This window comes from Antrihabitans spumae, assembly GCF_043944905.1.
Lineage (GTDB): Bacteria > Actinomycetota > Actinomycetes > Mycobacteriales > Mycobacteriaceae > Antrihabitans > Antrihabitans spumae.
This window is the reverse complement of the sequence record NZ_JBIMSN010000056.1, coordinates 24,469-48,359: the sequence shown is the minus strand read 5'-3', so window position 1 is coordinate 48,359 and position 23,891 is coordinate 24,469. Positions and strand designations below refer to the sequence as shown.

Annotated in this window: 26 protein-coding genes and 2 pseudogenes; 14 read left to right on the top strand and 14 right to left on the bottom strand. The window is 62.9% G+C overall.

Annotated elements, in window-relative coordinates:
- Positions 1–47: 47 nt before the first annotated feature.
- Positions 48–1,265, bottom strand: coding sequence for a tryptophan 2,3-dioxygenase family protein (locus ACHIRB_RS13070; protein ID WP_395124708.1), 1,218 nt, complete (start codon positions 1,263–1,265; stop codon positions 48–50).
- Between the two features lie 33 nt (positions 1,266–1,298).
- Between ACHIRB_RS13070 and ACHIRB_RS13065 the strand changes: the two genes are divergently transcribed.
- Positions 1,299–1,655, top strand: coding sequence for a pyridoxamine 5'-phosphate oxidase family protein (locus ACHIRB_RS13065; protein ID WP_395117620.1), 357 nt, complete (start codon positions 1,299–1,301; stop codon positions 1,653–1,655).
- Here the strand turns inward: ACHIRB_RS13065 and ACHIRB_RS13060 are convergent, their stop codons facing one another.
- Entirely contained in the window at positions 1,656–2,561 is a 906-nt protein-coding gene (locus tag ACHIRB_RS13060) for an oxygenase MpaB family protein (protein ID WP_395124709.1), read from the bottom strand.
- A gap of 126 nt (positions 2,562–2,687) precedes the next feature.
- Positions 2,688–4,556: an acyl-CoA dehydrogenase family protein gene (locus tag ACHIRB_RS13055; RefSeq protein WP_395124710.1), complete on the bottom strand. Its 1,869-nt coding sequence runs from the start codon at positions 4,554–4,556 to the stop codon at positions 2,688–2,690.
- Positions 4,557–4,624: 68 nt separating this feature from the next.
- Between ACHIRB_RS13055 and ACHIRB_RS13050 the strand changes: the two genes are divergently transcribed.
- Positions 4,625–5,251 carry a TetR/AcrR family transcriptional regulator gene (locus ACHIRB_RS13050; protein WP_395124711.1) on the top strand — a complete coding sequence of 209 codons (627 nt, stop codon included), beginning with the start codon at positions 4,625–4,627 and terminating at the stop codon, positions 5,249–5,251.
- Between the two features lie 37 nt (positions 5,252–5,288).
- A pseudogene (locus tag ACHIRB_RS13045) lies at positions 5,289–6,260 on the top strand (oxygenase MpaB family protein).
- Here the strand turns inward: ACHIRB_RS13045 and ACHIRB_RS13040 are convergent.
- Complete coding sequence (locus ACHIRB_RS13040) at positions 6,257–7,141, bottom strand: bile acid:sodium symporter family protein (protein ID WP_395124712.1); 885 nt, start codon at positions 7,139–7,141, stop codon at positions 6,257–6,259. The pseudogene ACHIRB_RS13045 and the gene ACHIRB_RS13040 sit on opposite strands and share 4 nt — an antisense overlap.
- Before the next feature lie 140 nt (positions 7,142–7,281).
- Between ACHIRB_RS13040 and dctA the strand changes: the two genes are divergently transcribed.
- Together dctA and ACHIRB_RS13030 are read left to right on the top strand one after the other, a co-directional pair.
- Entirely contained in the window at positions 7,282–8,658 is a 1,377-nt protein-coding gene (gene dctA / locus ACHIRB_RS13035) for a C4-dicarboxylate transporter DctA (protein WP_395117608.1), read from the top strand.
- 18 nt (positions 8,659–8,676) lie between these two features.
- Complete coding sequence (locus tag ACHIRB_RS13030; protein WP_395124713.1) at positions 8,677–9,483, top strand: alpha/beta fold hydrolase; 807 nt, start codon at positions 8,677–8,679, stop codon at positions 9,481–9,483.
- A 12-nt stretch (positions 9,484–9,495) separates the two neighbouring features.
- On the opposite strand, the gene ACHIRB_RS13025 is transcribed toward ACHIRB_RS13030, so the two are convergent.
- From ACHIRB_RS13025 to ACHIRB_RS12995, 7 genes and pseudogenes are all read right to left on the bottom strand, one after another.
- Complete coding sequence (locus tag ACHIRB_RS13025) at positions 9,496–10,287, bottom strand: ABC transporter permease (protein WP_395124741.1); 792 nt, start codon at positions 10,285–10,287, stop codon at positions 9,496–9,498.
- A complete protein-coding gene (locus ACHIRB_RS13020; RefSeq protein WP_395124714.1) occupies positions 10,284–11,246 on the bottom strand; it encodes an ATP-binding cassette domain-containing protein in 963 nt (320 codons plus the stop codon). The genes ACHIRB_RS13025 and ACHIRB_RS13020 overlap by 4 nt, the downstream gene beginning before the upstream one ends.
- A 39-nt stretch (positions 11,247–11,285) precedes the next feature.
- Positions 11,286–12,134, bottom strand: coding sequence for a DUF4097 family beta strand repeat-containing protein (locus tag ACHIRB_RS13015; RefSeq protein WP_395117600.1), 849 nt, complete (start codon positions 12,132–12,134; stop codon positions 11,286–11,288).
- Between the two features lie 37 nt (positions 12,135–12,171).
- A complete protein-coding gene (locus tag ACHIRB_RS13010; protein ID WP_395124715.1) occupies positions 12,172–12,678 on the bottom strand; it encodes a hypothetical protein in 507 nt (168 codons plus the stop codon).
- Between the two features lie 57 nt (positions 12,679–12,735).
- Positions 12,736–13,452, bottom strand: a pseudogene (locus ACHIRB_RS13005) (HAD family hydrolase).
- A gap of 18 nt (positions 13,453–13,470) precedes the next feature.
- The gene (locus ACHIRB_RS13000; RefSeq protein ID WP_395117596.1) at positions 13,471–13,950 is read right to left on the bottom strand and encodes a hypothetical protein; all 480 of its coding nucleotides are present in this window, start codon (positions 13,948–13,950) and stop codon (positions 13,471–13,473) included.
- Positions 13,947–14,543 carry an RNA polymerase sigma factor gene (locus ACHIRB_RS12995; RefSeq protein ID WP_395117594.1) on the bottom strand — a complete coding sequence of 199 codons (597 nt, stop codon included), beginning with the start codon at positions 14,541–14,543 and terminating at the stop codon, positions 13,947–13,949. Before ACHIRB_RS12995 ends, ACHIRB_RS13000 begins: the two co-directional genes overlap by 4 nt.
- Positions 14,544–14,703: 160 nt before the next feature.
- Here ACHIRB_RS12995 and ACHIRB_RS12990 point away from each other — a divergent pair, with 160 nt between their 5' ends.
- From ACHIRB_RS12990 to ACHIRB_RS12955, 8 genes are all read left to right on the top strand, one after another.
- A complete protein-coding gene (locus ACHIRB_RS12990) occupies positions 14,704–15,177 on the top strand; it encodes an Asp23/Gls24 family envelope stress response protein (RefSeq protein ID WP_395117592.1) in 474 nt (157 codons plus the stop codon).
- Positions 15,174–15,482: an Asp23/Gls24 family envelope stress response protein gene (locus ACHIRB_RS12985; protein ID WP_395117590.1), complete on the top strand. Its 309-nt coding sequence runs from the start codon at positions 15,174–15,176 to the stop codon at positions 15,480–15,482. The genes ACHIRB_RS12990 and ACHIRB_RS12985 overlap by 4 nt, the downstream gene beginning before the upstream one ends.
- 288 nt (positions 15,483–15,770) lie before the next feature.
- On the top strand, positions 15,771–15,950 hold the full coding sequence (locus ACHIRB_RS12980; protein WP_395117588.1) for a hypothetical protein: 180 nt from the start codon (positions 15,771–15,773) through the stop codon (positions 15,948–15,950).
- Positions 15,943–16,329 carry an Asp23/Gls24 family envelope stress response protein gene (locus ACHIRB_RS12975; RefSeq protein ID WP_395117586.1) on the top strand — a complete coding sequence of 129 codons (387 nt, stop codon included), beginning with the start codon at positions 15,943–15,945 and terminating at the stop codon, positions 16,327–16,329. The genes ACHIRB_RS12980 and ACHIRB_RS12975 overlap by 8 nt, the downstream gene beginning before the upstream one ends.
- Entirely contained in the window at positions 16,326–16,856 is a 531-nt protein-coding gene (locus ACHIRB_RS12970) for a DUF6286 domain-containing protein (protein WP_395124716.1), read from the top strand. Before ACHIRB_RS12975 ends, ACHIRB_RS12970 begins: the two co-directional genes overlap by 4 nt.
- Entirely contained in the window at positions 16,853–17,419 is a 567-nt protein-coding gene (locus ACHIRB_RS12965) for an Asp23/Gls24 family envelope stress response protein (protein ID WP_395124717.1), read from the top strand. Before ACHIRB_RS12970 ends, ACHIRB_RS12965 begins: the two co-directional genes overlap by 4 nt.
- A 56-nt stretch (positions 17,420–17,475) precedes the next feature.
- Entirely contained in the window at positions 17,476–17,649 is a 174-nt protein-coding gene (locus tag ACHIRB_RS12960) for a CsbD family protein (RefSeq protein ID WP_199703673.1), read from the top strand.
- A gap of 226 nt (positions 17,650–17,875) precedes the next feature.
- Positions 17,876–19,411, top strand: coding sequence for an AMP-binding protein (locus tag ACHIRB_RS12955; RefSeq protein WP_395124718.1), 1,536 nt, complete (start codon positions 17,876–17,878; stop codon positions 19,409–19,411).
- A gap of 2 nt (positions 19,412–19,413) precedes the next feature.
- Here ACHIRB_RS12955 and ACHIRB_RS12950 read toward each other — a convergent pair whose 3' ends face one another.
- On the bottom strand, positions 19,414–20,211 hold the full coding sequence (locus ACHIRB_RS12950) for an alpha/beta fold hydrolase (RefSeq protein ID WP_395124719.1): 798 nt from the start codon (positions 20,209–20,211) through the stop codon (positions 19,414–19,416).
- 132 nt (positions 20,212–20,343) lie between these two features.
- On the opposite strand from ACHIRB_RS12950, the gene ACHIRB_RS12945 reads away from it, so the two are divergent.
- A complete protein-coding gene (locus ACHIRB_RS12945) occupies positions 20,344–21,297 on the top strand; it encodes an AraC family transcriptional regulator (protein WP_395124720.1) in 954 nt (317 codons plus the stop codon).
- On the opposite strand, the gene ACHIRB_RS12940 is transcribed toward ACHIRB_RS12945, so the two are convergent.
- Both ACHIRB_RS12940 and ACHIRB_RS12935 read right to left on the bottom strand, forming a co-directional pair.
- Positions 21,298–22,536: a lipase family protein gene (locus ACHIRB_RS12940; protein ID WP_395124721.1), complete on the bottom strand. Its 1,239-nt coding sequence runs from the start codon at positions 22,534–22,536 to the stop codon at positions 21,298–21,300.
- Positions 22,529–23,869, bottom strand: coding sequence for a DUF7159 family protein (locus ACHIRB_RS12935; protein WP_395124722.1), 1,341 nt, complete (start codon positions 23,867–23,869; stop codon positions 22,529–22,531). Before ACHIRB_RS12935 ends, ACHIRB_RS12940 begins: the two co-directional genes overlap by 8 nt.
- Positions 23,870–23,891 lie beyond the last annotated feature (22 nt).

The following is a 23,891-nucleotide window of genomic DNA, read 5'->3' as shown; positions in this document are numbered from 1 at the left end:
CCTGAATTCGACTGACAGAGGCTTTGGTCGGAGGCCAAGGATAGGTGTCAGGCAGAGAGCAGCGCTAGAGCAGGGCAACGACCGAAGATGGGAATTGCCCTGGTGTTGGCGTGGTAAGGGATTCCTTCGGTATGGCCGGTGCCGCGTCGGTGTCCCAACATTCGGGATGCGACGCGGTGGTGCGTCTTACGCCAACGCAGCACCGATTTCTCGAACTGTTGCATTGCACTGTGGAGGGATTCGCCCACGCTCACGGTGAGCTGATCGGTCGAGGATGCAACCGCGTCGTCGACCGTGCGCTGTCCGGCAAGAACCCGACCGCGGACGGACGGAACCGACAAATACGCCGGCGACTCGATGCGACTGAGTTCCGGCGTACGGCATAGGCTTTCGACGATCTTGTAGTTTTGCGACTGAATTGCGCTTGCGCCATCGGTGTACTCGCGGAACTTCAGAAACGCCACAGGCTGCATCGTGGCAACCATCGAAAAGAGCAGCGACGTATCACGGAACGACTTTTCGGCCGATGCGAGTGCGTGTATAGCGCGCGCTCCCATGCCGAGCGACAAGGCCTGAATCGTGCTGGCCAGATTCACCGCCACCGCCGCGAATGTCGCTTCGTACGACTGCAATACGCGAATGAACAGGTATTCGTCGTGCACGAGACTGACGGGCAGAATGCTCCGCCGCAAGGTCAGGTGCTCGCCCTTTGCCATGTCGTTGCGGACCGCTGCGCACATGTGTCGGGCCGACTCGAGTGCGTGTGCAGTGTCGGGCCCGTCGAACGCTATGCCGAGTCGCTCCATTGCCGGACGTGCGATGCGCATGCCGAGGCGGCACCTTTTGGTGACTGTGCGCAGGTCCGGTCGAAGTACAGGTAGTCGATCGTCGGTGCCGTCGAGCACCGAGAGTTCGAAATGCATGATGTCGGTGACCAATTGCAGCACGAGTCGATCGCTGCGTCGCGCGGCGGCCATAGGACAACCATCAGTGTCCGCGGCAGGTAACGCCAGCAGTTCGAGCGCAAGGTAACTCGGGTTGTCGAAACGTTCGTCGAACTTGTCGAGGGCGACACTCAGAAATCGAGCGAGTGTGCTGTCGCCGGCGATCGAACCTTCGCGAACTCGCGAACGTACCTGGTCGAGAGCCTCTAGTACGTCCGCCTCGACCGAGTGCTTTCCGACGCGTTGGAATGTCGCGAGGACGGCGTCGTAGGGGAACGTGTCCGGATTGGGCTCGCGAAGCCACGTCGTCAGTACGTTCACGGGATTGCACTCCTGATCGCCTGGGTAGCACCAATGGTCCGTCCAGACGAGCGCGGCAAGAAGTGCCCCAAGGGTTGGTTGTCGGCCCACCTTGATGAGCGGGGCCCGACCGAACTGTCGTACCGTGCGGGTAGCTTCCCGTGCGACAGCACCGAGGGAAGGCACGATCCCAAGGTGAGTCTGACGCTCGACGGCACGGATATCGGACGCAATATCGTTCGCGTCGAGGGTGTCGCCGAATCGGCTCCCGATCAGTCTGCGGCGCACGAGCAGCCCGCCTACGTAGCCAAGTATCTCGAGAGAATCGGGGTTCTCTTCGGCACGCCGGAGCGATTCGCCGAGCGCTTCTCTTCGCCGCTGCTCATCACCCCGACCCGGGTATACACCTGACTACATCGGACGAAGATCGATCAGCTTTCGCAGCCGCTGCTTGTCCCGCTCCAGGCGGCGCGCTTCGTAGGCAATAGGGAAGTACCGCAATCGTTCCGGGAGCATCGGCACACCGCGGGCGACGGCCCAGCCGAGGGCGCGGAGTTTGCGTTCGTCCGTCGCTGTCCATTCGATCCCGAGTTTGCGGCGTGCTACTTCGGGGGTGGAGCCAACGGTCGCGAGGTATTGCATCTTGCCGATGGGTGCGGTGACCGCGGTCCACAGCGGTCTGAACGCCCGCGGCAGTTGCGGTGGTGCGGGCAGCTGCGCGGACAGCCGCAGGAAGTCCTGCGTGACGGCTGTTGCCTTCAAATCGTGAGCGACGACGTCTTCGAAGTAGACGACGAAATCCGCGTACGTCGCGGGGATTTCCTTCTCGGCGACCCTGAAGTTGCGCATCAACTGCACAGTTTCTTGGTAGTACGCCTCCTTCTCGGCGTACGAAAGAGGTTGCCTGGCAAAATATTTCGCGCCCTCACAGAAGGCGTAGGTCCCGGTGTGCAGTACCCATGCCCACGGTTTGGTCGACAGGGCGGTGTGTCGGACGCCATGAGCGTCAACCGAATTCAGGTGCCTGTGCATCTCGCGCAGGCGATCGGCCTCTGCGATCGCCTCGTCACCGCCGTACACCCACATCATCACCGACGCGATGCTGCGCGCTGCCCGGCCGAGTGGGTCGGTCCGGAAGGTCGAGTGTTCGTCGACAACGGTCGAGATGGTCGGTTCCATCGTCTGCAACAAAAACGCTGTCCCGGCAGTCAGCGAGAAGGAGACGAGCCCGGTTTCGTCCCACATCCGGGTCCCCGGCTCGATGGGACGCCGCGAAGGACGGGCGGGTGGCTTGATCTCGGCTACTGCTCGGGTCACGATGGCGATCTCCCTCGACGATGAAAGAGTTATGCGATAACTCTCTCACTGTATCGCGAACCAAGTCGAGTAGACAGGGCCGCCCCGACCCGAACGATTCGGATCGAGGCGGCAGTCAGCGCTGGATCAGGGATTCATCTCATAGGTGTTCGCATGTGCGCGAGCCTGTGCCCACACCGTCTCGAAACGCTCGGCATCGGCGACCGGACGCTGGATGCACCTCAGCGCACCAGCGTATTGGGCCGGCGTTGCCGTCGGCTTGGCGGACAGCGCCAGCGCATGCGTCGAGAAGTCGCGGACGAAGACGTCGAAGATCTGGTCGACCACCGCGTCGTCCGTGCCGGCGATCGCGGCCTGTTCCAGGATCAGCTCCGCGAACGGGATCAACGAGAACATCTCGCCGAACGACAGCAGGAAATCGAGGTCGGCTCGCTGCGACTTCGACGGCGGGGCACTACCGAGCAGCGCCTGCAGTGCGTCGATCTGCTCGACGAACTTGCCGACGTTGGGCAGATGAGCAGCCTTCTCGAAGGTCGGGCGCCAGTCGTGGAACTTGACCTTGAACAGGCCCTTCGTCGGTCCCTGTTCGAACAGAAACTTGTCGTCCGCGAAATCGCGACGGGTCGGCACGGGTGCGAACGCCGACTTCGCAGGCCGCAGGCGTTTCACAACCGGTCCGGCGGAGCGAATTGCCTTGCGGGAGAGCGAGAATGCCGTTCGGAACGCGCCGTCGGGAATGCGGCTCTGCTCCGCCTTCTTCGGATCGCGCAGTCCGAGTAGTGCCAAGCTGGTGTCGGCCGGGTTGAAGAGGTAGTTCGGCATGAACTTCAACGCCAGCGCCAAGTTGATGTGGACCGTGCCCTCGAGCTTGGGCAGACCCATGATGCCGAGCGCGCCCATCTGGAAGTACGTGTCCTTCTCGAAGCCGCGCGCCGAAATGATGTCGAACATGTCCTCGATCGCCTTGAGCCCCTGGCGCGTGACCGTCATCTTTTCGATCGAGTTGTAGAGCACGTAACGGCGATCGTCGATCGACGCCGACCGCATGTAGTCGATCGAGCGCTCGCTGTAGAGCTTCATGGCGAGCAGACGCGCGTAGCTGTCGGTGAAGAGTCGGCGGACCTGGGCGAAGTCGGTGACCTTCGTGTCGAAGAGGACGCGGTTCTCGGCGTGGGTGAGTGCCTCGTAGAACGAGTGCTCGACTATGCCGATCGCACCGAAGCCGAGGTTGAACTTGCCGACGTTGACGGTGTTGATCGCCGCATCGAACGCTGCCGGCCCGGTGTGCAGGATGTCTTTCTTGGCGACGGGATATTTCTCCAGATCGAATGCGGCGACGTACATCTGAGATGCAACGACGTTGTCTCGCAGCTTGTAGGCCTTGTGCTGGCTGTCGGCGACGAAGAAGACGTAGCCTTCCGGACCCTCGATGCCCTCGATGCGGCCGAACACCGAGACCATGCCCGCAAGGTTGCCGTTGCCGATGTAGTACTTGCCACCGCTCGCCGAGTAGCCACCACGGGAGTTCGGCGTCAACACCATGTCGGTCTGGTAGATGTCGGCGCCGTGCTCCTTTTCGGAGAGACCGAACGCAAAGATTGCGCCCGAATCGAGTAGATCGGCTGCCTTGCGCTTGGCGTCTGCGTTGCTGGACTGCCAGATTGGCCCTAGGCCGAGGATGCTGACCTGCCAGACGTACCAGTACTGGATGCCGTAGAACCCGAGAATCTTGCTCATCATCGCGATACGCGCTGTGTCCCAACGCTTGTCAGGGTCGCCCGCCGCCTCGGCAGCCGGTGTCAGCAGTGTCGCGAACACCCGCTCGCGCTTGACGAAGTCGAGGAAGTCGGCGTACCAGACGCGCTCGCGATCGTCTTCGAGGAGCTGGCGTTTTCCGAGCGTTTCGAAATAGTCGATCGTCGCTTCGAAGATGCGTCGGGTCGGCGCGTCGAACTCGGAAAAGTCTGGTGTGCGCGGATTGAACAGGGCGGTCATCGGTGTCCTTCGGATCGAAACGGGTCCGGGGTTGGCAACAATTATTCAGCAATGTAGCATTATTATTCATGAGTGTAGAAACTTCGGATCGGCGTGCGCGGGCAGCGCACCTCGGACCGGAAAAGCGACGTCCGCAGGTGCTGGACGCTGCCTTGGCGATTGCGGTGGAGCAGGGGGTCGCCGCAGTCACCATCGGCGCCGTCGCCGATCGGATGCAGGTCACACGGCCGGTCGTCTACTCGTGCTTCACCGATCGTGTGTCACTCATCGAGGCGATGCTGCGCCGTGAAGAGCAGAACCTCATCTCCGGCGCGATCGCAGCACTTCCGCGCGGCCGCGCTGATGCAGACGCGCAAGTGTTCGTCGACGGTTTCCGCGCGCTGCTCGACACTGTCGCAGCCCGCACGGATTCGTGGCGCATCGTCTTCGACGCCGATCCGGACCCCGCCGTCGCCGACAAGTTCGGCCGCGGTCGTTCGGTGGTCGCTGACTTCTTCGCACGCCGCATCAGGCCGACCCTGGAACTGTGGGGAACGGTCGACATCGAGCGCAAGCTACCAGTGCTCGTTGAGCACTTCATGTCCGCAAGCGAGGGTGCGGTGCGTTCGCTGCTGCACGACGAATCCGACTGGACACCAGCAGAACTCGCCGACTTCATCGGCAACGCCGTCTACCGTGCCTTCCGGCATGCGTGACACTGACCCCATAAACCTCAACGAGGAGGACGCACACATGAGTGGTGCACACGAGATCGCCAAACGCGGCTGGCCGTTCGACCCGACGCAGCGTCGCCAGGACTACGGATTCTTCGGACCGGATTCGCCGACCTGGAAGGTCTGGACCGCTCCGACGGCGCTGATCGGATTCCAGCGCTCTGTCGTGCTCGAACATTTCGATCCGTTTCTCGCCGCCGCGGTCGCTGACGAGTAAGGCATCTACACCGACCCGAAGGGCCGCCTCGACGGGACACTGTCCTACTTCTTGATCGCCGCGATCGGCGACAGCCGCTCTGCCATCCAGACATCGGAGATGCTCCAGCGCGTCCACGCAAAGGCGACGGGTATCGAGCCGATCAGTGGAAAGCGCTACAGCGCAAACGATCCCGCGTCACAGCTGTGGATCCACGTTACCGGTTGGCATTCGGTGCTCAAGTGCTACGAGCTGTACGGACCCGGCCCGCTGAGCCCTGACGAGGAAGCGCAGTACTGGCGCGAGTGTGTGGTCGCCGCTGAACTGCAGACCTGCAAGCCGTCCGATGTGCCGTCGTCCCGCGATGAGGTCCGGGAGTACTTCGCGCGGATGCGGCCGCAACTGTGCTCGTCCGAGCATGCGCACAAGGCGATGCACTACCTACTGCGCACCCCGTATGCCAACGGCAAGCTGCCGTTCTGGGGTCTCAGCCGCCTCCTTGCACCGGCGACTATCGCCTCGCTGCCGAAATGGATGCGCGAGCTCGGCGACTTCGACCAGCCGAATCTTGTCGACCGGGGTTTCAAGCCGTTCGTGAGCACGGTGGTCAAGATGACCAGCAGCCCGAAAATCGAACTCGGAGTGATCAAACCGGTTCTGCCGATGACACATTCGGTGCTGCGCCAGAACTACGAGGGTGCGCCGCCGTTGCGCGCGACGACGGTCACTCCCGAGCAGGCTCGGGCGCTGTACGGCAAACGCGCTGTGGCGGTAGAAGACTCGGCGACTGCCTAGGCTTCGACGGACTCATGGCGGCGGAGCAGTCTCAACATCACCGCCGCCGGGAGGTACATAAGCACGCCGTAAATCGCGGGTGGGATCGCCATTTCCTCGTTGCCGATCACCGAGATCGCGATGGTGATCGCCAGCGTCGAGTTGTGGATACCGATCTCGAAACCCGACGCAATTGCCTGGCGGCGCTGCACCCCTGCAAGTTTCGGAATCCAGTAGCCGATTGCGAGACTCAGCGAGCACAACAGCAACGCGACAGCGCCGATCGTGAGAACGTGCTCGGACAGCGCTTCGAAATTGCCGATCAGTGCGAGCACGACCACGATGACGAGGATCGCGACCGACGCGATCTTCACCGGCCGTTCCATCCGCGCAGCGAAGGCCGAATACCGTGCGTGCACGAACATTCCGATGGCAACGGGGACGAGCACGATTGCAAACACCTGCAGCATCTTCTGCGGCTGCAAGCCGATGTTCTCGTCGCCGTCCAGGAAGTACGCGACCGAAAGTCCGACGATGAGCGCCAGGGTTACGACGGCGAGCACGGAATTGATCGCCGTCAGCGTGATGTTCAATGCGACGTCACCGCCTGCCAGGTGGCTGAACAGGTTCGCCGTCGTTCCACCCGGAGCAGCCGCGAGCAGCATCATGCCGACAGCGAGTTCGTTGGGTAGCGCAAACAGCAGGACGAGGCCGAAGCAGATCGCCGGCAGAACGAGGATCTGGACGGCCAGCGCGATGATCGCTGCCTTCGGTACCTTTGCGACTCGCTTGAAGTCGGCGATCGTCAGGGTGAGTCCGAGTCCGAACATGATGACGGCCAACGCGAGGGGCAAAAAGATCGTGACGACTGGCGAATCGATCTGACTTGCAGCGAGGGTCATGTCCGAATTGAACCGTATGGGCGAAATTGAGACGCACGCGACCCACAATTTCCAGGATGGGTTCTCGCCCGCGATCAAACTATTGCCCGTTGGAACACATCGATAATAAAAGCGTCATCGACCGGTCGTACGTTCCCACCATGGCGATCGATACGGATACTCCCCACAGCGAGCCGGCGCGACCGGCCACCCGGACCCGGTGGTATCGGTCGCTGTTCGTGCAACTGCTCGTCGCGATAGTCGGCGGCATCGCGATCGGCTGGATCTGGCCGGACTTCGGAGCCGACCTCAAACCGCTGGCAGACGGCTTCATCAAGCTGATCAAGATGCTGATCGCACCGATCATCTTCTGCACCGTCGTGCTCGGCATCGCACATGTCGGTGATCTGAAGTCGGTCGGCCGGATCGGCGTGAAGGCCTTGATCTACTTCGAGGCCGTGACGACCTTCGCCCTGCTGTTCGGGTTGCTGATCGGGAATCTGTTCGGACCCGGATCGGGATTCCGGATCGATCCGCAAACCCTCGCGAACGGTGCCGAGGCTGTCGAGAAGAAGACGAACAGCGGCGAACTCCCGCACACGGTCGACTTTCTCCTCAACATCATCCCGACCTCGATCATCTCGGCATTCGCCGAAAACGCCCTATTACAGGTGTTGTTCTTCGCCGTGCTGTTCGGTCTGGCTCTCGCCAAATTCGGTGAAAAGGGTCCGCCGATCGTGTTCGAGTTGATCGATCACTTCAGCCAGATCTTTTTCACGATCATCGGCTGGGTGATGCGTCTGGCACCGATCGGAGCCTTCGGCGCGATGGCCTACATCATCGGCCAGTACGGAATCTCCTCGCTCGGAAGCTACGGCAAATTGATTCTGTGCTGCTATCTCGCCGCTGTACTGTTCATCGGAATTCTTGGTGGGATTGCGTGGATCTTCGCCGGCGTCAACCTGTGGAAGTTCGTGCGCTACATCAAGGACGAGCTGTTCATCGCGCTCGGCACGGCGTCGACGGAGGTGGTCCTCCCACGCATCATGGCGAAACTGACGAACGCTGGATGCAGCCGGACGACGACGGGTCTCGTTGTGCCGACGGGCTATTCGTTCAATCTCGACGGTGCCACGCTGTACCTATCCATCTGCGTCTTGTTTCTCGCGCAGGCGCTCGGCGTCGATCTGACGCTCGGCGAACAGATCACGGCCGTCCTCATTCTGATGCTGACGTCCAAGGGAATGGCGGGTGTTCCCGGTTCGTCGTTCCTTGCACTGTCGGCGACCGTAGCCGCGATCGGCCACGGAGCGATCCCCGTTGCCGCAGTTGCACTGCTACTCGGCGCCGATCGGATCATGGATTCGATGCGGGTTTCGGTCAATCTGCTCGGCAACTGCGTCGCCACCTTCGTCGTCGCGAACTGGGAAGGTCAACTCGACAAGGAACGTATGCGTGCCGTACTCAACGGCGACGACGTCGAACCGCTGGACGACGACGAACTCGTGAGCGAGAAGGTTGCTGCCCGATCGACGTGAGTTGGATAGCATCGCCATATGAAACTGGCGCATGACATCTCCGGTTCGGGTCCGACGCTGGTTCTCGTCCACGGGGTCACACACCGTCGGCAGGGCTGGGACGTGCTGCTCGACCGACTGACGCCGTACCGGCGGGTGGTGACGGTCGACCTGCCAGGCCATGGAGAGTCGCCCGCGGTCGGGCAGCCTCCCAACATGCTCGAGTTCCTGACCGACGAGTTGAGTGCGTTCGTCGCTGAAGTAACGCCGGAAGGCGAAAGAGCGCACATCGCAGGCAACTCGTTGGGTGGCTGGCTGGCGCTGGCGCTCGCGGCTCGCGGCGAAGTTGTCTCCGCGACCGCGCTGTCGCCCGCGGGCTTCTTCGTCAACAGGCTCGATCAGAAGCGTGCACGTGCGACGTTCGTTTCGATTCGAACCTTGGCGAAGATCACGGGCGATCGTCTGCCGCAAGCGTTGCAATTCAGGCCAATTCGATATGCAGCGTTGGCGCCGTTCTTTGCGAAGCCAAGTCGTATCTCCTACGATGACGCGTTGGTCGACAGTCGGTCTTTGATGGCGAACGAGGTACTCGATCCGCTGGGGCCGCTTCCGTTCGTGCTCCCCGCTGTCGTCGATCCAGCTATCCCGGTAACGGTGGCGTGGGGCCGACGGGATCTCGTGCTACCGGTCTACCAGGCTCGACGTGTGCTCGAACAATTCCCCGCTGCGCAACTGTCCGTCTTGCCGCGGCTCGGCCACGTTCCGATGTCCGACGATCCGGCGCTGATCGCCAAGATCCTGCTCGACGGAAGTTCAGCCGCATCGTCGACTACGAAGACGGCCTGATCCGGATCGGCGTCAGACTGCCGGACTCTTTCTGAACAAGGCTCGCGCCCAGAAGAATCCGGCAAGGCCGATGGCGAACGACCAGCCGATCGCGACGACCGCGCTCGACCCTATGGCCGAGCCGAGCAACAGTCCGCGCAGCGTCTCGATGATGGGCGTGAAGGGTTGGTACTCGGCGAACCAACGCAACACGGTCGGCATCGAGTCCGTCGGCACGAAGCCGCTCCCGAGGAAAGGCAGCAACGCGAACGGGGTCGGGAGGTTGCTCGCGGTTTCGACGCTCTTCGAGATCATTCCGAGCGCGACCGAGATCCACGTCAAGGCCAGGGTGATGAGGGCTAGCAGGCCAAGTGCCGCAACCCATTCCAGCGGGCCGGCGGTTGGGCGAAAACCGATCGCAAGTGCTACGCCGAGAACGACGACCACGCACAGCGCCGTCTGGATCATGCTGCCGAGAACGTGTCCCGTGAGCACCGACGACTGCGAGATCCGCATTGTGCGAAAACGCGCGACTATGCCTTCTGTCATGTCGGTAGCGACCGACACCGCAGTACCCGTCGCGCCGCCTGCGATGGCCAACAACAGGATTCCCGGCGTCACATAGTTGATGTATGCCGCACGACCCACGGACTCGCCGCCGAGGCCGCTCCCGAGTGTGCCGCCGAAGACGTAGACGAACAGCAGCAGGAAGACGAGCGGCAAGGCAATCAGCGTTATCGTCATCGACGGATACCGAACGATGTGGCGAAGGCTGCGGCGGAGCATCGTCGCGGAATCTTTGGCCGCGTAGGAGAGGGTTGTTATCGCAGGTCCGCCTTTTGGGTATCGGAAGTGCCTGTGAGGGTGAGGAATACGTCGTCGAGATTTGGTGTGTGGATGGACAGGGTCTCGACCGGAATCGATTCGAAACTCAGCCGATCGAGTACGAGTCGAATCGATTCGGCGCTACCGTCGGTGGCGACCGCAAGTGTGAGCGTCTCGTCGTCGCGGATGACATCTCCGCGGAGTGCGTGTGACGCTGCTTCCAGTTCGTCCTCATCGATGAACCCCAGGTTGATATGCCCGCCGGGGATCAGGCGTTTGAGCTCGTCGGCTGTTCCCCGCGCGACCAGCTTCCCATGGTCGAGCAGTGCAATGCGGTCGGCGAGCTGGTCGGCTTCTTCGAGGTACTGCGTGGTGAGGAAGATGGTCACGCCGTCGGCGACGAGTGCGCGGATGATCTGCCACATCCCTCGTCTGCTGCGCGGGTCCAGCCCGGTCGTCGGTTCGTCGAGAAAGATGACCCGGGGGCTTCCGACGAGGGTCATGGCGAGGTCGAGTCGGCGTCGCATCCCACCCGAATAGGTTGCGGCAGTTCTAGGTCCGGCGTCGACAAGGTCGAACTGCTCGAGCAGTTCGGCAGCGCGTCGCCGACCCTTGGCCTTACCGAGGTGGTGGAGGTCCGCCATCATGATCAGGTTTTCTTCGCCGGTCAGCAGGTTGTCGACTGCCGAGAATTGACCCGTGACGCCGATGGTCCCACGAACCGAATCGGGGTCGGCAGCCAGATCGTGCCCACCAACGCGAATGTCACCACCATCGGCGGGGATCAGCGTCGAAAGTATCTGCACAACAGTGGTTTTGCCGGCGCCATTCGGACCGAGCAGCGAAAAAATCGTTCCTTCTGCGACATTCAGGTCGATCCCGTCGATCACCGTCTTGTCGCCGTACGACTTCCGCAGTCCGATCGCCGAGATCGCCGAGGTCGGAGGGTGAATGGTCATGGTCGCTTCTTTCGTGTGCGGGTCCGTGAGGAGCAGGGCTCAGGCGCGACGAATCACGATGTCGCCGAAACTTGTTCGGGCACGGACTTCCAGCGTCTCGTCGTTCGAATCGGGGGTGTCGGCTGCCATCATCGAGTTGTGGACCTCGCCGTACTTGGTCTGCACGTCGAGCCAGGCCGCCGACCCTTTGCTGATGCCGATTTCGAGGCTGCCGAAGGCAGTTTCCAGTGCGACGGCACCGCGCGTCGCTTCCCCGACGCGAATGCTGCCGTTGGCAGTTTTGGCGCTGACATCGGATTCTGTACGGTCGATCGAGATGTCGCCGTTGGCGGCGTTGACGTGGAGATTGCCGGTGACATCGCCGATCCAGGTGTCGCCGTTGGAGTTCTTGACTACAGCCCTGCCCGCGATCTCGGTCACGCGGATCTCTCCGGTGCCATTGCTGATGTTTGCGCGACCGCCGATCTTACGGACGACGAGATCACCTGTGGCCGTGGTCAATTGCGCGGAGTCGACGCTATCGACGCGGATGTCTCCGGTCGCGGTCTTGAACCTCGTGTCGCCGAGCGTGCCGGTGGCGCCGAAGTTGGCGACAGCGGCATCCGCCTTCACCTGTGATCCCGTCGGGAGGTCGATGGTTATGTCGACCGAGCCGCCGTCGTTGAAGAAGCTGTATCTGCGCCAGTTCTTCGGCGCGGCAACGAGCAACCGGCCGTCCACGAACTCGACTCGGGTTTCGCTTGCGGCGACGACATCGGACTTCTTGGAGCTGTCACTGGGACGGACCTCGACCGCAGTGTCGTGACGAGCGGTTGCATTGATGCGGATATCGCCGACGCCGACCTCGATCGTGACCGATATGGGTTGCGGTGTTGCAAATGTAGGCATAGCTGTGGTTCCTCGAATGTCGTTGTGCGGGTGTTGGTCAGCGAACCCAGCCGGTGAAGCCGGCCCCGTCGCGGGGTACCCGGCGGCCTGCGCGCGGTCCGCCGGAATCGAGGGTCGCGACAACAGATCGGACGAGCCAGGCATTGACCGACAGGCCCTCCTTGCTTGCGGCGTCTTCGACTCGGGTCTTGATGCTTTCTGGAAGGCGGAGGTTGATGCGCGAGGTCGAGCCCTCGTCGGCGTCGCTCGAAGCCGAGGGCGCCGGGATGCTCGGCTCGGCGTCCTCGTAGCTGTGCTCGCTCGGCGGTGCGGTGACCACGAACTCGGGATCCACGCCTCGGAGTCGCACGGAGACCGATCCTGGCGCCAGTTCGGTGGTGATCTCGTCCGCTGCTGCAGAGAGCGCGTTCAGTAGCGCAAGTCTGGTCGCGGACTCCAGGGGTGCGGTGAGTCGCTCGGCCAACGCCGTTGCGTCGTCGCCGCCGGCTGCGGCTGCGACGACAAGCTCGCGGCGGAGGCTGTCGATGTAGGTGCTGAGGTCCATGGCGCCACTATGGCACCACTGTGGCGCCATAGCAACGCCTGATTGGCTCAGGCTAGCTCAGGTGATGCTGTTCGCCGCGAGTGCATCGAGTAATCCGTGGGTGCGAACGGCGGTTTCGGTCGGCTCTACCAGCGCAAACGCGCAGCCGATGGCACGTGCGCCACCGTCGGCCTCGTCGCTGTCGCCGACCATCAGGCAGTGCTGAGGATCGACGCCGAGACGGTCACAGGCGAGGCGAAAGATCCGCGGATCGGGTTTGGTGGCACCGATTTCGAACGACAACACGAACTCGTCCACCAGGTCGGCCCAGCCGCGTGCGGAGAATGCCGGGCGCACATCAAAGGCAATGTTGCTGACGACAGCGAGCGGATGTTGCGCGCGATCAGCAGCGCGAGGGTTGCAGCGACATCCTGGTACGGCGTCCACTGCATCGGATCGATCAGATGGGAATACAAAGCCACCGACTGCTCGTGCGGGACGCCCGAGTTGTCCAGCATGTTGACATACGCGCGGCGATGCAGCGCGGGATCGAGGTCGCGGTTCTCCCACGCATGCCGATCGGCTTCGTCGACGTCGACGGTGAGCCCGACCGGTGCGGTCATCCGGCGCATCAGCTCGGTTCGGGTGTCGATGTCGAACGCCGTTCCGTCGTGGTCGGTGAAATGGGGCACCCACGAGTCGTTCGGTTCCAGGCGAAACAGGGTTCGAAGAGAAGTCGAACAGCACCGCATCGATACGTCCCTGAGCCGCGGTTGCTCCGATTCGGCTGTCCATCGATCAGTCCTTCGTGTCTTACGGGTTCTGAGGAAAGTCTTTCTCGTGCACGTCGACGAAATGGATCTGGATATCGCGCGCTGGACGATCAGGCATCGGCGGGCCGAGGACGGCGTCGAGCACGGCGACCGCGGCGTCGGCGAAGTGCGACCCGAGGGACCGCAGATCGTCACCGTAGGTTCCGGTGACGGATACTTCGGCACCTGTACAGGTGGATTCGTCGAGATACAGTGCAATGGAACTGATTTCGATTGCACCGGCCCGTAGCAAGGCCTGCCGAATTGCCCGGGTGACGACGGCGTCGCTGATTCGGAGAGTGTCGTGCTCGCGTTCTGCAGGCGCAGTTGGAAAACGGGCGTCGAGTGGTGTGGTCCGTCGTGTCGTGGCACGGATCTTCGAGAGCACGGACGAACTGATGTCGACCCAGCGCGGCTCCGTTGGTGCCGCGCGCAGATTCTCGATCGCGCGACCGAGCACGGGATCGTGTTCCTGTGTCATCTCCACCTCGCCATCCGCACGCTCAATGTTGCTCGGGCCCGTTGCAAATTGCCGCGGACGGCTCCGTTCGACAACGCCATGACCTGTCCGATTTCTTCGTGTGACATCCCTTCTACTTCACGCAGCAGCCAGCACGCACGCTGTTTGTACGGTAACTCGCCGAGGGCGAGGCCGAGGTCCTCCATAAATCCGGCGTTCGTAGCGCGCGCAGCCGGATCGACGCTGCTGGCTTCGGCGGGACGATCCAAAACCCAGTCTTCCGATGGTGTAGCTGTACGGCGACGTTGCTGATCTATGACCTTGTGTGCGGTTATCCCGAACAGCCAGGTCCGCAAACTCGATTGAAACCGGAAGTCGGATATCGATTTCCACGCCGCGACGAGAGTGTCCTGCACAACCTCTTCTGCAGCGCCGTGGTCGTTCAGCAAAGTGGTTGCGTAGCGCAGTAGCTGGGGGCCGTAGCGGACAACGATGGCCTCGAATGCGTCTTGCTCGCCGATCGCCGCCGCGTGCACCAGCACCTTGTCCGATGCTCCGGCCCAGGCTTCTTCGTCGTCGAAGATGCGGTCGGTGCTGACCCCGTCGTTCGACACTTCCGCGAGAGTACACGCGACGATCGAACGCCGACCGATGTTGCTGTGACTCACGTTACAAAACATTTCCGTGCAGTTTTGTGAACTCGACTCGACTCACCTTTCGACAAACACAGTCGAGAAACATCGCCTCCGACTCTCGCAACGAAAGGGATTGGAAATGACCACCACTGAGGTGCAGTCCGCGAAGACCACGAACATCGCGCAGAAGCAGGTTGCAACACAGCCTGATTCGGCTCTGGTGAGTTCGACCGGTCGCACCACGATCGCGGACACCGTTGTATCGAAGATCGCAGGCATCGCGACCCGCGAGGTTCAGGGAGTGCACAGCGTCGGCGGCGGCGTCACCCGCGCAATCGGCGCGCTGCGCGAGCGCATCCCCGGTGCGCGAGTCAACCAGTCCCAGGGCGTCTCCGTAGAGGTCGGCGAGCGTCAGGCGGCTGTCGATATCGACATCGTTGCCGAATACGGCGTGTCCATTGCCGATCTGGCAGTAGGCATTCGACGCAACGTGATCGCTGCTGTCGAGCGGATGACCGGCTTGGAGGTCACCGAGGTCAACATCGTCGTGCACGATGTCTACCTCGACGAGGGATTCGACGAGGGTCCCGAAGAGACCTCGCGAGTGCAGTGAGCGTCAACAGCACGCCCGGCCGCGACGAGCCGGAACTCGCGGACACCGTCGCCCACGCAGTCCTTGCGGTAGACGGCGTTGCCGAACTGCACGGTGGCATATTCGGTGAGGCGGCAACGTATCTACCGGGTCGCCGTGTCTCCGGAATTCGGCTGACCGATGCGGGTACCGAAGTTCATGTGTCACTCGCTTTGGGGACGTCGATCCGGACTGCCGCGGACGATATCCGCACCGCCGTAGCCGCGCTGGTCCCCGGACCGGTCCACGTCATCGTCGAAGACGTGATTCGCAGTGCCGCAACATGATCGGGACTTCTCGCAGGAGTATCGTGCGCGCCGCCGAGCGGCGGCGCGCACGCACCACCCGGATGTAGGTGGGGACGCCGAGTCGCTGTCCGCGGCTCTCGCCGCCGTCGATCGAGAATTCGGTCAGGCTCGGCGAATCCCCGCATCCAACCCGGATGTTGTTGCTGCACAATCGATTCGAACTCGGCTACGCCGGGTTGCCAGAGTCGCAACAAAACAGGCCAAACGCGTCGGACGTCGACGCTATTTCGAAATCTAGCCAGATCCCAGGAACATTGGAGCCCCACAGTGTCGAACGCAGTCATCGGACTATTTGCTGGTCTGTTGTTGGCCATCGCGGCCGCAGCGGGAGGATTCACCGGACTGTTGTTGGCGTTGGTCCTCGGCGCCATCGGGTTTGCAGTCGGGGCGTACACCGCGGGTGACGTCGATTTGTCGTCCGTGATGCGAGGTCGCGGTCGTGATTGAGCAAGCAGCCGACCGCACCGATGCCGGCGACCGTGGAACTCTACGTGTCGACGATCGGGTGATCACACGCATCGCGTCCACGGTGGCAACGTCTGTTGCCGGTGTGGTCCCCCGCGAATCGATGCTGACGAAGGTCACCGGCCGTGGTCTTCCGCGGATATCGGCCCACGTCGATGGTGGCCACATCAGGATCGACGCCGACTTGGCAGTCACCTGGCCGGCTCCCGTTGTTGCTGTCACAGAACAGGTTCGGGCCGACATTGCCAGCAAGGTCGGTGAGTACACCGGTATGACCGTCGACCGTGTCGACGTGACGATCAAAAGCCTGGTCCCCGCTAGCTCGGATGGGCCGGACGAACTGACAGGACGAGTGAGATGACAAGTGCGAAACCGCCCAGATCGGCTCCAGCGGTACCCCCAGCAGCGATCGGAGCCGCCCTCGCCCTCATAGCAGTCGGGGGTGTCGCAATCCGAGACACGTTGGTGGAGGCAGGCGCTGTAGCCGGCCAGCCCTGGATTGCTCCTGCTCTCGGCAGGCTCGACGGGCTGAGCGCGCAGGCATGGATGGTGCCTGCAGGCATTGCCGTCGCGGTGGTCGGATTGTTGCTGCTTGCCTCGGCTCTGAAGCCGCGTCGATCGACGCACACCGTTCTCGCGACGGACGGACTCTGGATTCGTCGCCACGATCTGCTCGAATTCGTAAGGCGCACAGCCAGTGACGTCACTGGAGTCGAAAAGGTAGAGGTCCGTGGGTCGTTTCGCAAGGTGGTCATCAAGGGCCGCGTTCTTTCCGATGTGGATAAGGCAGCTGTCGGTGCAGCCACCGAAGCGGCGGTCGGTCGTGAGCTGGCAGTCCTATCGAAGCGTCCCGCGCTCGCCATCGCATTCTCGGAGACAGCACGATGACCCGCGCGAATGTTGTCACAGATCGCGTCCTGGTCGGACTTATCGGGTTGGCGTTTATGGCACTCGGGTCGCTGGCGGTAGCGTGGCAACTCGATTACCTGCCCGAAGATCGTCGGACGCTCGTGCTTGCCTGGGCGGTGGGCGTGGACGAACAAGCCTGGTGGGCATGGGCATTGGGCGCAGGCGGCGTAGTTGCAATAGTGCTCGGCCTCTGGTGGCTGGTCGCACACCGACCACGTCGAGGGCTCGGTGAGGTGACCTTGCCAGGAACCAACGGCGCAGGTGCACTTCGCGTCGACCTCGACACGTTTGCTTCCGCAGCAGCGTCGACGCTCGGCACGACTCCGTCCATCGCGACCGCCAGGGGCAGGTCGCTCGCTGATCGCGGCCAACGGATCATCGAGATAACCGCGACAGCTGCGGACAACGCCGGCCTCGCTGACGTCGTCTCCGCCGCCACGACCCAGCAGGCGAACATCGTCGAATCGGCAACGGGCATCCCCGTCGTCACGCGGATTGCACTTCATGCCAAACCACCACGGCGCGCCCGCACCGAGCGGTAGCGCCTACCCAAAGACCGCCCACTCGAATCGAGTGGGCACGTAGAATGGAATACACCATGGGAATTGTCGACAAGGCCAAGAACGCAGTCGAAGACACCGTCGGCAAGGTCAAGGAGGTTGTCGGTGACGCCACCAACAACTCCGATCTCGAGGCAGAAGGCAAGAAGGACCAGGGTTCGGCCGGCATCAAGAAGGTCGGCGAAAACGTCAAGGACGTTTTCAAGAACTGACGTTCGAGGGGTCGAGCGCGGGACCGATTACCGGTCCCGCGCTCGCGGCATTCGAGGGCGCTGCGCGCCTCGTTAGTCTTTTCGGAGGTCCCGCACTCCGAAGGGACTCACGACGTGCTTGGCGCCCGGTGCATCCCCCATTCGGGGGTGGTGCGGATCGCCCCCCGCGCACGATGATGGGTGAACACCGTTACCGGTGCGAACGCTTCGTCGAAGAGGGGTATCCGTGCATTACCCGCTGGCAGTCACCGACTTCCTGGACCGTGCCGTCACTGTCTATCCGGACCGCATCGCGATCGTCGACGAACCGGATCAGCCCGCCGATTCCTGGGGTGAGATCACCTACCGCGAAATGCATCGGCGAGCGCGGTCGCAGGCAGCGACTCTCGACGAACTCGGCATCGGGGTCGGAGCGAAAGTCGCGATCATCTCCCACAATTCGGCACGGCTACTGACCTCGTTCTTCGGCGTCTCCGGCTGGGGACGAGTATTGGTGCCCATCAACTTTCGGCTCGCTCCTGCCGAGGTCAAATACATCGTCGAACACTCCGAAGCCGAAGTCCTGCTGGTGGATCCAGCGTTGCGCTCGTTGCTGGACGACTCTCGAAACAAGGTCGACTGTAAACACGTTTTCGTGCTCGGCGAGGACGACGACAAGATCTGGGCGAGCGCCGCTGATCCGCAGCCGTGGGAAGCCGACGAGGACGCGACCGCCACGATCAACTACACCTCCGGCACGACTGCCCGACCCAAAGGCGTCGAGATGACGCACCGCAACGAGTGGACGAACGCAACCGTGTTCGGATGGCAATCCGGCGTCAACGACCGCGACGTCTACCTCCACACGCTGCCGATGTTCCACGCGAACGGGTGGGGCCAGCCGTTCGCCGCGACGGGCATGGGTGTCACACACGTCGTGATCCGGCAGATCGACGGTGCCGAAATCCTGCGTCGTATCCAACGACACGGCGTCACTTACCTGTGTGCAGCGCCCGCGGTGGTTGCGGCGGCGCTCGACGCGGCGAAAGACTGGGATGGTCCCATCCCCGGGCGCGACACCGTCCGCATCATCGTTGCCGGCGCCCCGCCGCCGACACGCACGATCGAGCGGGTCCGCGACGAACTCGGGTGGGAATTCATCCAGATCTACGGCCTCACCGAGACCGCGCCACTGCTGACGATGTCGCGGATGCGTGCGGAGTGGGACGACCTCGATCCGTCCGAGCAAGCTCGGCGACTCGGGCGTGCCGGAGCCCCGGCCATCGGCGTGCGGATCAAGATCGACGAATCCGGCGAGGTACTCACGCAGACCAATCACAATCTGAAGTCGTACTGGCGAAATCCAGAGGCAACCGCAGAAGCGCAGGCCGACAACTGGTTTCACACCGGCGACGGCGGGACCTTCGAGGACGGCTACCTCACGATCGCCGACCGGAAGAAGGACGTCATCATCACGGGCGGCGAGAACGTGTCGTCGATCGAGGTCGAGGATGCGCTTATGCAGCACGAGGCGGTCCGCGAGGTTGCGGTCATCGGAATCCCGGACGAGAAGTGGGGTGAACTGGTGACGGCGCTTGTCGTACTCGACGGCGAGGTCTCTGCCGAAGATCTGATCACCCACTGCCGCAAGTACTTAGCGGGCTATAAGTGCCCGAAGCGGATCGAGTTCCGCGACGAACTGGTGCGCACTGCAACCGGGAAGCTGCAGAAATTCAAACTGCGGCAGCCATTTTGGGACGGGCAGGGTCGTCAGATCAACTGAAGTCAGCCGTCGACCCTCGCGAAGTGATCCCGGAGATGACCCGCGACGATCTCGGGTTGCTCCGCGCTGACCGAGTGGCCGGCTGCCTCGACGGTGAGGTGCCTGCCACCAGTTGCGGCGGCGATGTTCTCCGATGAGATCGGCGGTGGATAGGCGTGATCTTCGGAGCCTGCAATGGCGAGGACGGGCACCTTCGTCGACGCCAGCTCGTCGACGATCGAGCGCCGGTGGATGACCTGGTGTGCCGAATCCGCAATCGAATTCGGTAGCGACAACATGTGCAGACGCCAGTGCTTTGCCGCAGGCGTCTCCTCGGCCATCGAGGTGTCGCCGAACATGATGTACATCAGGATGTCGATCAGCTCGGCAGGACCCTTGTCCCGTGCCGCGGCGACGACCGGCTCGAACTCCGCGAGCTTGTGCTCTTCTTCTGCCGAAGAATTGAGGGCCACGGCGGACCGCAGTAGGTCCGGCCGACGCGCGGCGAGCCGAAGGGCGACGAAGCCACCCATCGAGTTTCCGACGAAGTGGCACGGCCCGAGGTCGAGCGCCTCGATCAAGGCTGCCGCGTCGTCGGTGAGGGTGTCCATGTCGAGCTCATCCATTGGGGCACTTGCGCTTTCGCCCTGTCCGCGATGGTCGTAGGTGACGACTCGGTACTGCGGCGAGAAGTTCTGCAGGTAGTAGTCGAACATCGCGCGGTTGAAGAAGAGCGAGTGGCTGAACACGATGGCGGTCGCGTCCTTCGGTCCCGCCTCGTCGTAGGCCAGTGTCGTTCCGTTCACGTCGATCATTGCCATCGTGAATCTCCTCTTGTCGTTGACATCAACCGTAGGCATTCCAGCAACGCCGGACTTCTCCCCACGCGCAGACAACACCCTCGCGCGCGCAAGCCTTCCTCGCCTACTGTGGATCGGGAGTGAGGCGGCGCGATGCGGACAGATCAGTACACCAACAGGCGGACCTCGACGCTCGATCTCGAACCACGCGAGCGAGCCGAGTTCTGGACCGAACATGTCCGCGAGAATCACTGCCTCTTCGACTACCGCTTTCCCGGTGGCAAGGACTTTCACGGCGCGACGCAAGTGCAGCGGGCCAGAGGGTTTCAGCTGGTCGAGTTCTGGTCGGACGGGATCGACTACGTGCGGTCGATCGAGCAGATTCGCCGCGATCCCAACGACGACTACCGGTTGGTGGTCCCGTACAGGGGTGAGCTGACGATCCGCATCGACGATGGTTCGATCACGCTCGCTCCCGGTACCGCTGGACTCATTTCGACGGGAACACCATTCGAACTCTTGCATGGCCGGGCTGTGCAGGCATTGGTACTCACGATTCCCGCCGCGACAGCCGGCCGTACACACGGGTTCGGGCCTGCCGCGCAAACGCTGGATCTGCGCGCCGGACTCGGCGTTGTGCTCGGCTCGATGGTTCGCACGCTTGCCGACGAGCGGGGCCACTTCGCGGCGCACGACTTCGAGATCGCATGTGAGCACATCGTCGAGTTGTCGTCCGCGCTGACCAGCAGGACCCAGGAGTCGGGAGCTGATACGGGACTGGCCGCGGTCGAGTCGTCCGTGCGCCGGCATGTGCGGCTCAACTCGGACGTGCCGAGCCTCAACGGCGGGGCGATCGCACGCGAACTCGGGTGGTCGCTTCGACAGGTTCAGTTGGCGCTGCAGCGGGCAGGCACAACGCCACGTGAGTTGATCCGTGAGGAAAGACTTCGCCAGGCCCGCCGACGCCTCATCGACCCAGCGTTCCGCAATCTCAGCATCGCAGAAGTTGCTTTCGCGTCCGGCTTTTCGTCACTCAGCAACTTCGGCGCCGCATTCGGCGAACGATTCGGAGCAACTCCGCGTGACGTGCGTGGCCTGCTCGATTAGCTAGCGGACAACTGTGCTGCAGCCGGGCTGTGCCGGGGTGCCGGTCAGGCGCTCTGCGAGCCATGCGAAAGCCACCGGTTTGCCGGTCCCAGATACGACGCTGTGGTCACCCGGCATTTCTTCCAGCCGGACCGACGCACCGCCCGCGCACCATTCGTTCTGCAGGTTTTCGGCACCCTCCTTGGGGATCCAATAGTCCTGCAGCCCTTGGTAGATGAAGATCGGTGTGGTGGGAGCCGTTGCACCCATCCGGTTTTCGGCGATGACCTGTCGAATCAGCGGATCGGTGAAGGAGTTCTGGTCCTTGGCGAGAGCTTCGATGGGAAGCATGAAGATGCCTTGGTAGGAGAGGATGTCGGCGCATTGGTCCTTGTTGACCTGCATGAGCCGCAGACCGTTCGCGTTGTACAGCCGGAGCAGTTCCGGGTATTCGCGTGCCAGTCCGGTTGATGCGGCGAGGTAGAGCCCGGACCCGATCTGGCCGTTGAGCGACTTGTGCAGAATGTTGTAATCGGTTGGCGGACCACCGAATGCGACTCCGACGATGTTCAGTTCGGGCGCGTAGCTCGGCGCAAGTTGTGCTGCCCAGCCGGAGGCGATCGCGCCGCCCGAGTATCCGGTGATACCGATCGGCGACGACGCGGTGAGGCCGAGTTCGCTGCGACCGAGTGCAGCTCGCAACGAATCGAGCACGGTGTGGCCCGAGACGAGTCCGGCCGAGTATGCCTGTCGTGGGCCCTGGTAGTCGGTGACGACGACAGCGAAGTTGCGGGCGAGCAGGCTCTCTATCGAGTCTTCTTCGGCGACTGTGCCTTTCGGCAGCGTCGACGACGGGGCGCAGGCATTGCCGAGCGAGTCGATGGCGATGTTGTACGAGACGACGGGGCGGGGTCCGCCGTCGGTCCATGCCTCGGTCGGGACGATGACGCTGGTGGCCGCTGCGATCGGACGATTCTTGGAATCGGTGGACCGGAAGAGCAGTTGCGTCGTTGCGCTCGGTACCGCGAGACCGGGGACGGTGATGCCACGGGTCCGCAGGACCGTTCCCGGAGCGGTCGCCTCGAAGCCTGCTGTCGGTTCGAGAAACGGATCCCCAAGGGGAGTAGGAAGATACAGCGGTGGATCAGGTTTCGGATCGAGAAAGTCCGATGCGGGGTCGGCGTGTGCGGTTGCACCGGACCACGTCATGAGTGTTGCGGTGGCTGCCAACAATGCGCTCGTAAGCCAGGGCTTAGCCACCGTGCAACCACCGGTCCTTCAGTTGTCCGTGGTGTTTCCACCACTGCTCGATTGCTATCGGGTCGGAGCCTAGCGGCGGCGGCGGCGCCTCACCCGGGAACAGGCCGATCGCGTTCGGCTCGCCGACCTTCGCTGGTAGCGGTGGTGCCGGCCGCGGTGCAGGTGTTTGCGGCGCGACTGGTGAACTTGCCGGCTGTTGGGGAGCAACGGAATTCGGCGCATTGTCTGCGGGCCACGGGGTTGGCGGTGCCGGTGCAACGTTCGGCTGCGTCCAATCCGGCGTCGCGGGCGCTGCGTCGGCACGCGCCGGATCGGCGGGAGCAGGTGCAGCTACAACTGGTGTAGGGACCGGTGCCACCGGCGCAGGTGCGTCGACCGACGGGGCGAGTGCCGCGAGCTGCGCCGCAGAAAGCGTCGTCGTATCCGTGCCCGCCGAGGAGCCGGTGCGAAGTTGCGTAGCACCGAGCGTGCCGAGACCGACCAGCGCGGCCGCTGCAGCAACGGCGACAACCCTCTTGCGGTTGGAGCGGCCGGTCGTTGCGACCACTGCCGACGGCTCTTCGGGCTCGGGCTCGGCTACCTGTTCGGGCGCGGGAGTTGCGGCGACCGGTGCGACGAGCGGAGCAGCCACGGTGATAGCCGGCTCGGCCTCGTGGGTGTCCCGCGCGATCAATGCTGCGCCGATCGCTTCGGCGGATTCGAGTTCCGGAGCGAGGATGACGGGGACCCCGAAACCGAGTTCGAGTACGGGTGCAACCTCTGGTTCGTCGGCCGACGCGCCGAGCAGTACGACGGCATCGGGCTTGGCGTCGATCGAATCGAGCATTGACCAGGCCTGGCTCACCGATGCGCCTACGGCGCCGGCATCGATGTCGCCGCCTGTTGCGGTATCGGATGCGAGGACCTCGGTACGACCCGCATCGACGACCGAAAGTGCTTTGTGGTCGTAGATGACCTCGTACACGAGCAGCGTGGCGTAGTCGTCCAGGTCGGGCATGTCTTTCACAGTCGCAAGGAGAGCGGAATCGGCTGTCACCAGTGACGACGAACTCCATCGACCGTCTGCCAGTCGGCTTTCGATCGCAGTGCGCTCACCCGGGGTGTGGCACGAAACGACGGTCCCGTCGATCTCCTCGTCGGGACCGAGTTCGGCCTCCAGAGCGTCGAGAACGGACGCTACCGCCGCGGCTGTCGCCGGGTCGGTTTCCGCGACCAGATCTCGTTCGCCGCGGTTGAGCACACGTGGTGGCGAGTCCGGTGAATCAGCAATGTTGTCAGCGAGCAGCACGCCACGCACTACCCCACTCTCGGTCGAAACGCCGATTGTGGCCATGTGGTCAACCTCCCGATAGGAA

Coding starts and splice junctions, on each gene's coding strand:
- ACHIRB_RS13065 (WP_395117620.1), top strand. CDS start 1,299: ATGGTCCGTCCAGACGAGCGCGGCAAGAAGTGCCCCAAGGGTTGGTTG.
- ACHIRB_RS13055 (WP_395124710.1), bottom strand. CDS start 4,556: ATGACCGCCCTGTTCAATCCGCGCACACCAGACTTTTCCGAGTTCGAC.
- ACHIRB_RS13050 (WP_395124711.1), top strand. CDS start 4,625: ATGAGTGTAGAAACTTCGGATCGGCGTGCGCGGGCAGCGCACCTCGGA.
- ACHIRB_RS13040 (WP_395124712.1), bottom strand. CDS start 7,141: ATGACCCTCGCTGCAAGTCAGATCGATTCGCCAGTCGTCACGATCTTT.
- dctA (WP_395117608.1), top strand. CDS start 7,282: ATGGCGATCGATACGGATACTCCCCACAGCGAGCCGGCGCGACCGGCC.
- ACHIRB_RS13030 (WP_395124713.1), top strand. CDS start 8,677: ATGAAACTGGCGCATGACATCTCCGGTTCGGGTCCGACGCTGGTTCTC.
- ACHIRB_RS13020 (WP_395124714.1), bottom strand. CDS start 11,246: ATGACCATTCACCCTCCGACCTCGGCGATCTCGGCGATCGGACTGCGG.
- ACHIRB_RS13015 (WP_395117600.1), bottom strand. CDS start 12,134: ATGCCTACATTTGCAACACCGCAACCCATATCGGTCACGATCGAGGTC.
- ACHIRB_RS13010 (WP_395124715.1), bottom strand. CDS start 12,678: ATGGACCTCAGCACCTACATCGACAGCCTCCGCCGCGAGCTTGTCGTC.
- ACHIRB_RS13000 (WP_395117596.1), bottom strand. CDS start 13,950: ATGACACAGGAACACGATCCCGTGCTCGGTCGCGCGATCGAGAATCTG.
- ACHIRB_RS12990 (WP_395117592.1), top strand. CDS start 14,704: ATGACCACCACTGAGGTGCAGTCCGCGAAGACCACGAACATCGCGCAG.
- ACHIRB_RS12970 (WP_395124716.1), top strand. CDS start 16,326: ATGACAAGTGCGAAACCGCCCAGATCGGCTCCAGCGGTACCCCCAGCA.
- ACHIRB_RS12965 (WP_395124717.1), top strand. CDS start 16,853: ATGACCCGCGCGAATGTTGTCACAGATCGCGTCCTGGTCGGACTTATC.
- ACHIRB_RS12960 (WP_199703673.1), top strand. CDS start 17,476: ATGGGAATTGTCGACAAGGCCAAGAACGCAGTCGAAGACACCGTCGGC.
- ACHIRB_RS12950 (WP_395124719.1), bottom strand. CDS start 20,211: ATGGCAATGATCGACGTGAACGGAACGACACTGGCCTACGACGAGGCG.
- ACHIRB_RS12945 (WP_395124720.1), top strand. CDS start 20,344: ATGCGGACAGATCAGTACACCAACAGGCGGACCTCGACGCTCGATCTC.
- ACHIRB_RS12935 (WP_395124722.1), bottom strand. CDS start 23,869: ATGGCCACAATCGGCGTTTCGACCGAGAGTGGGGTAGTGCGTGGCGTG.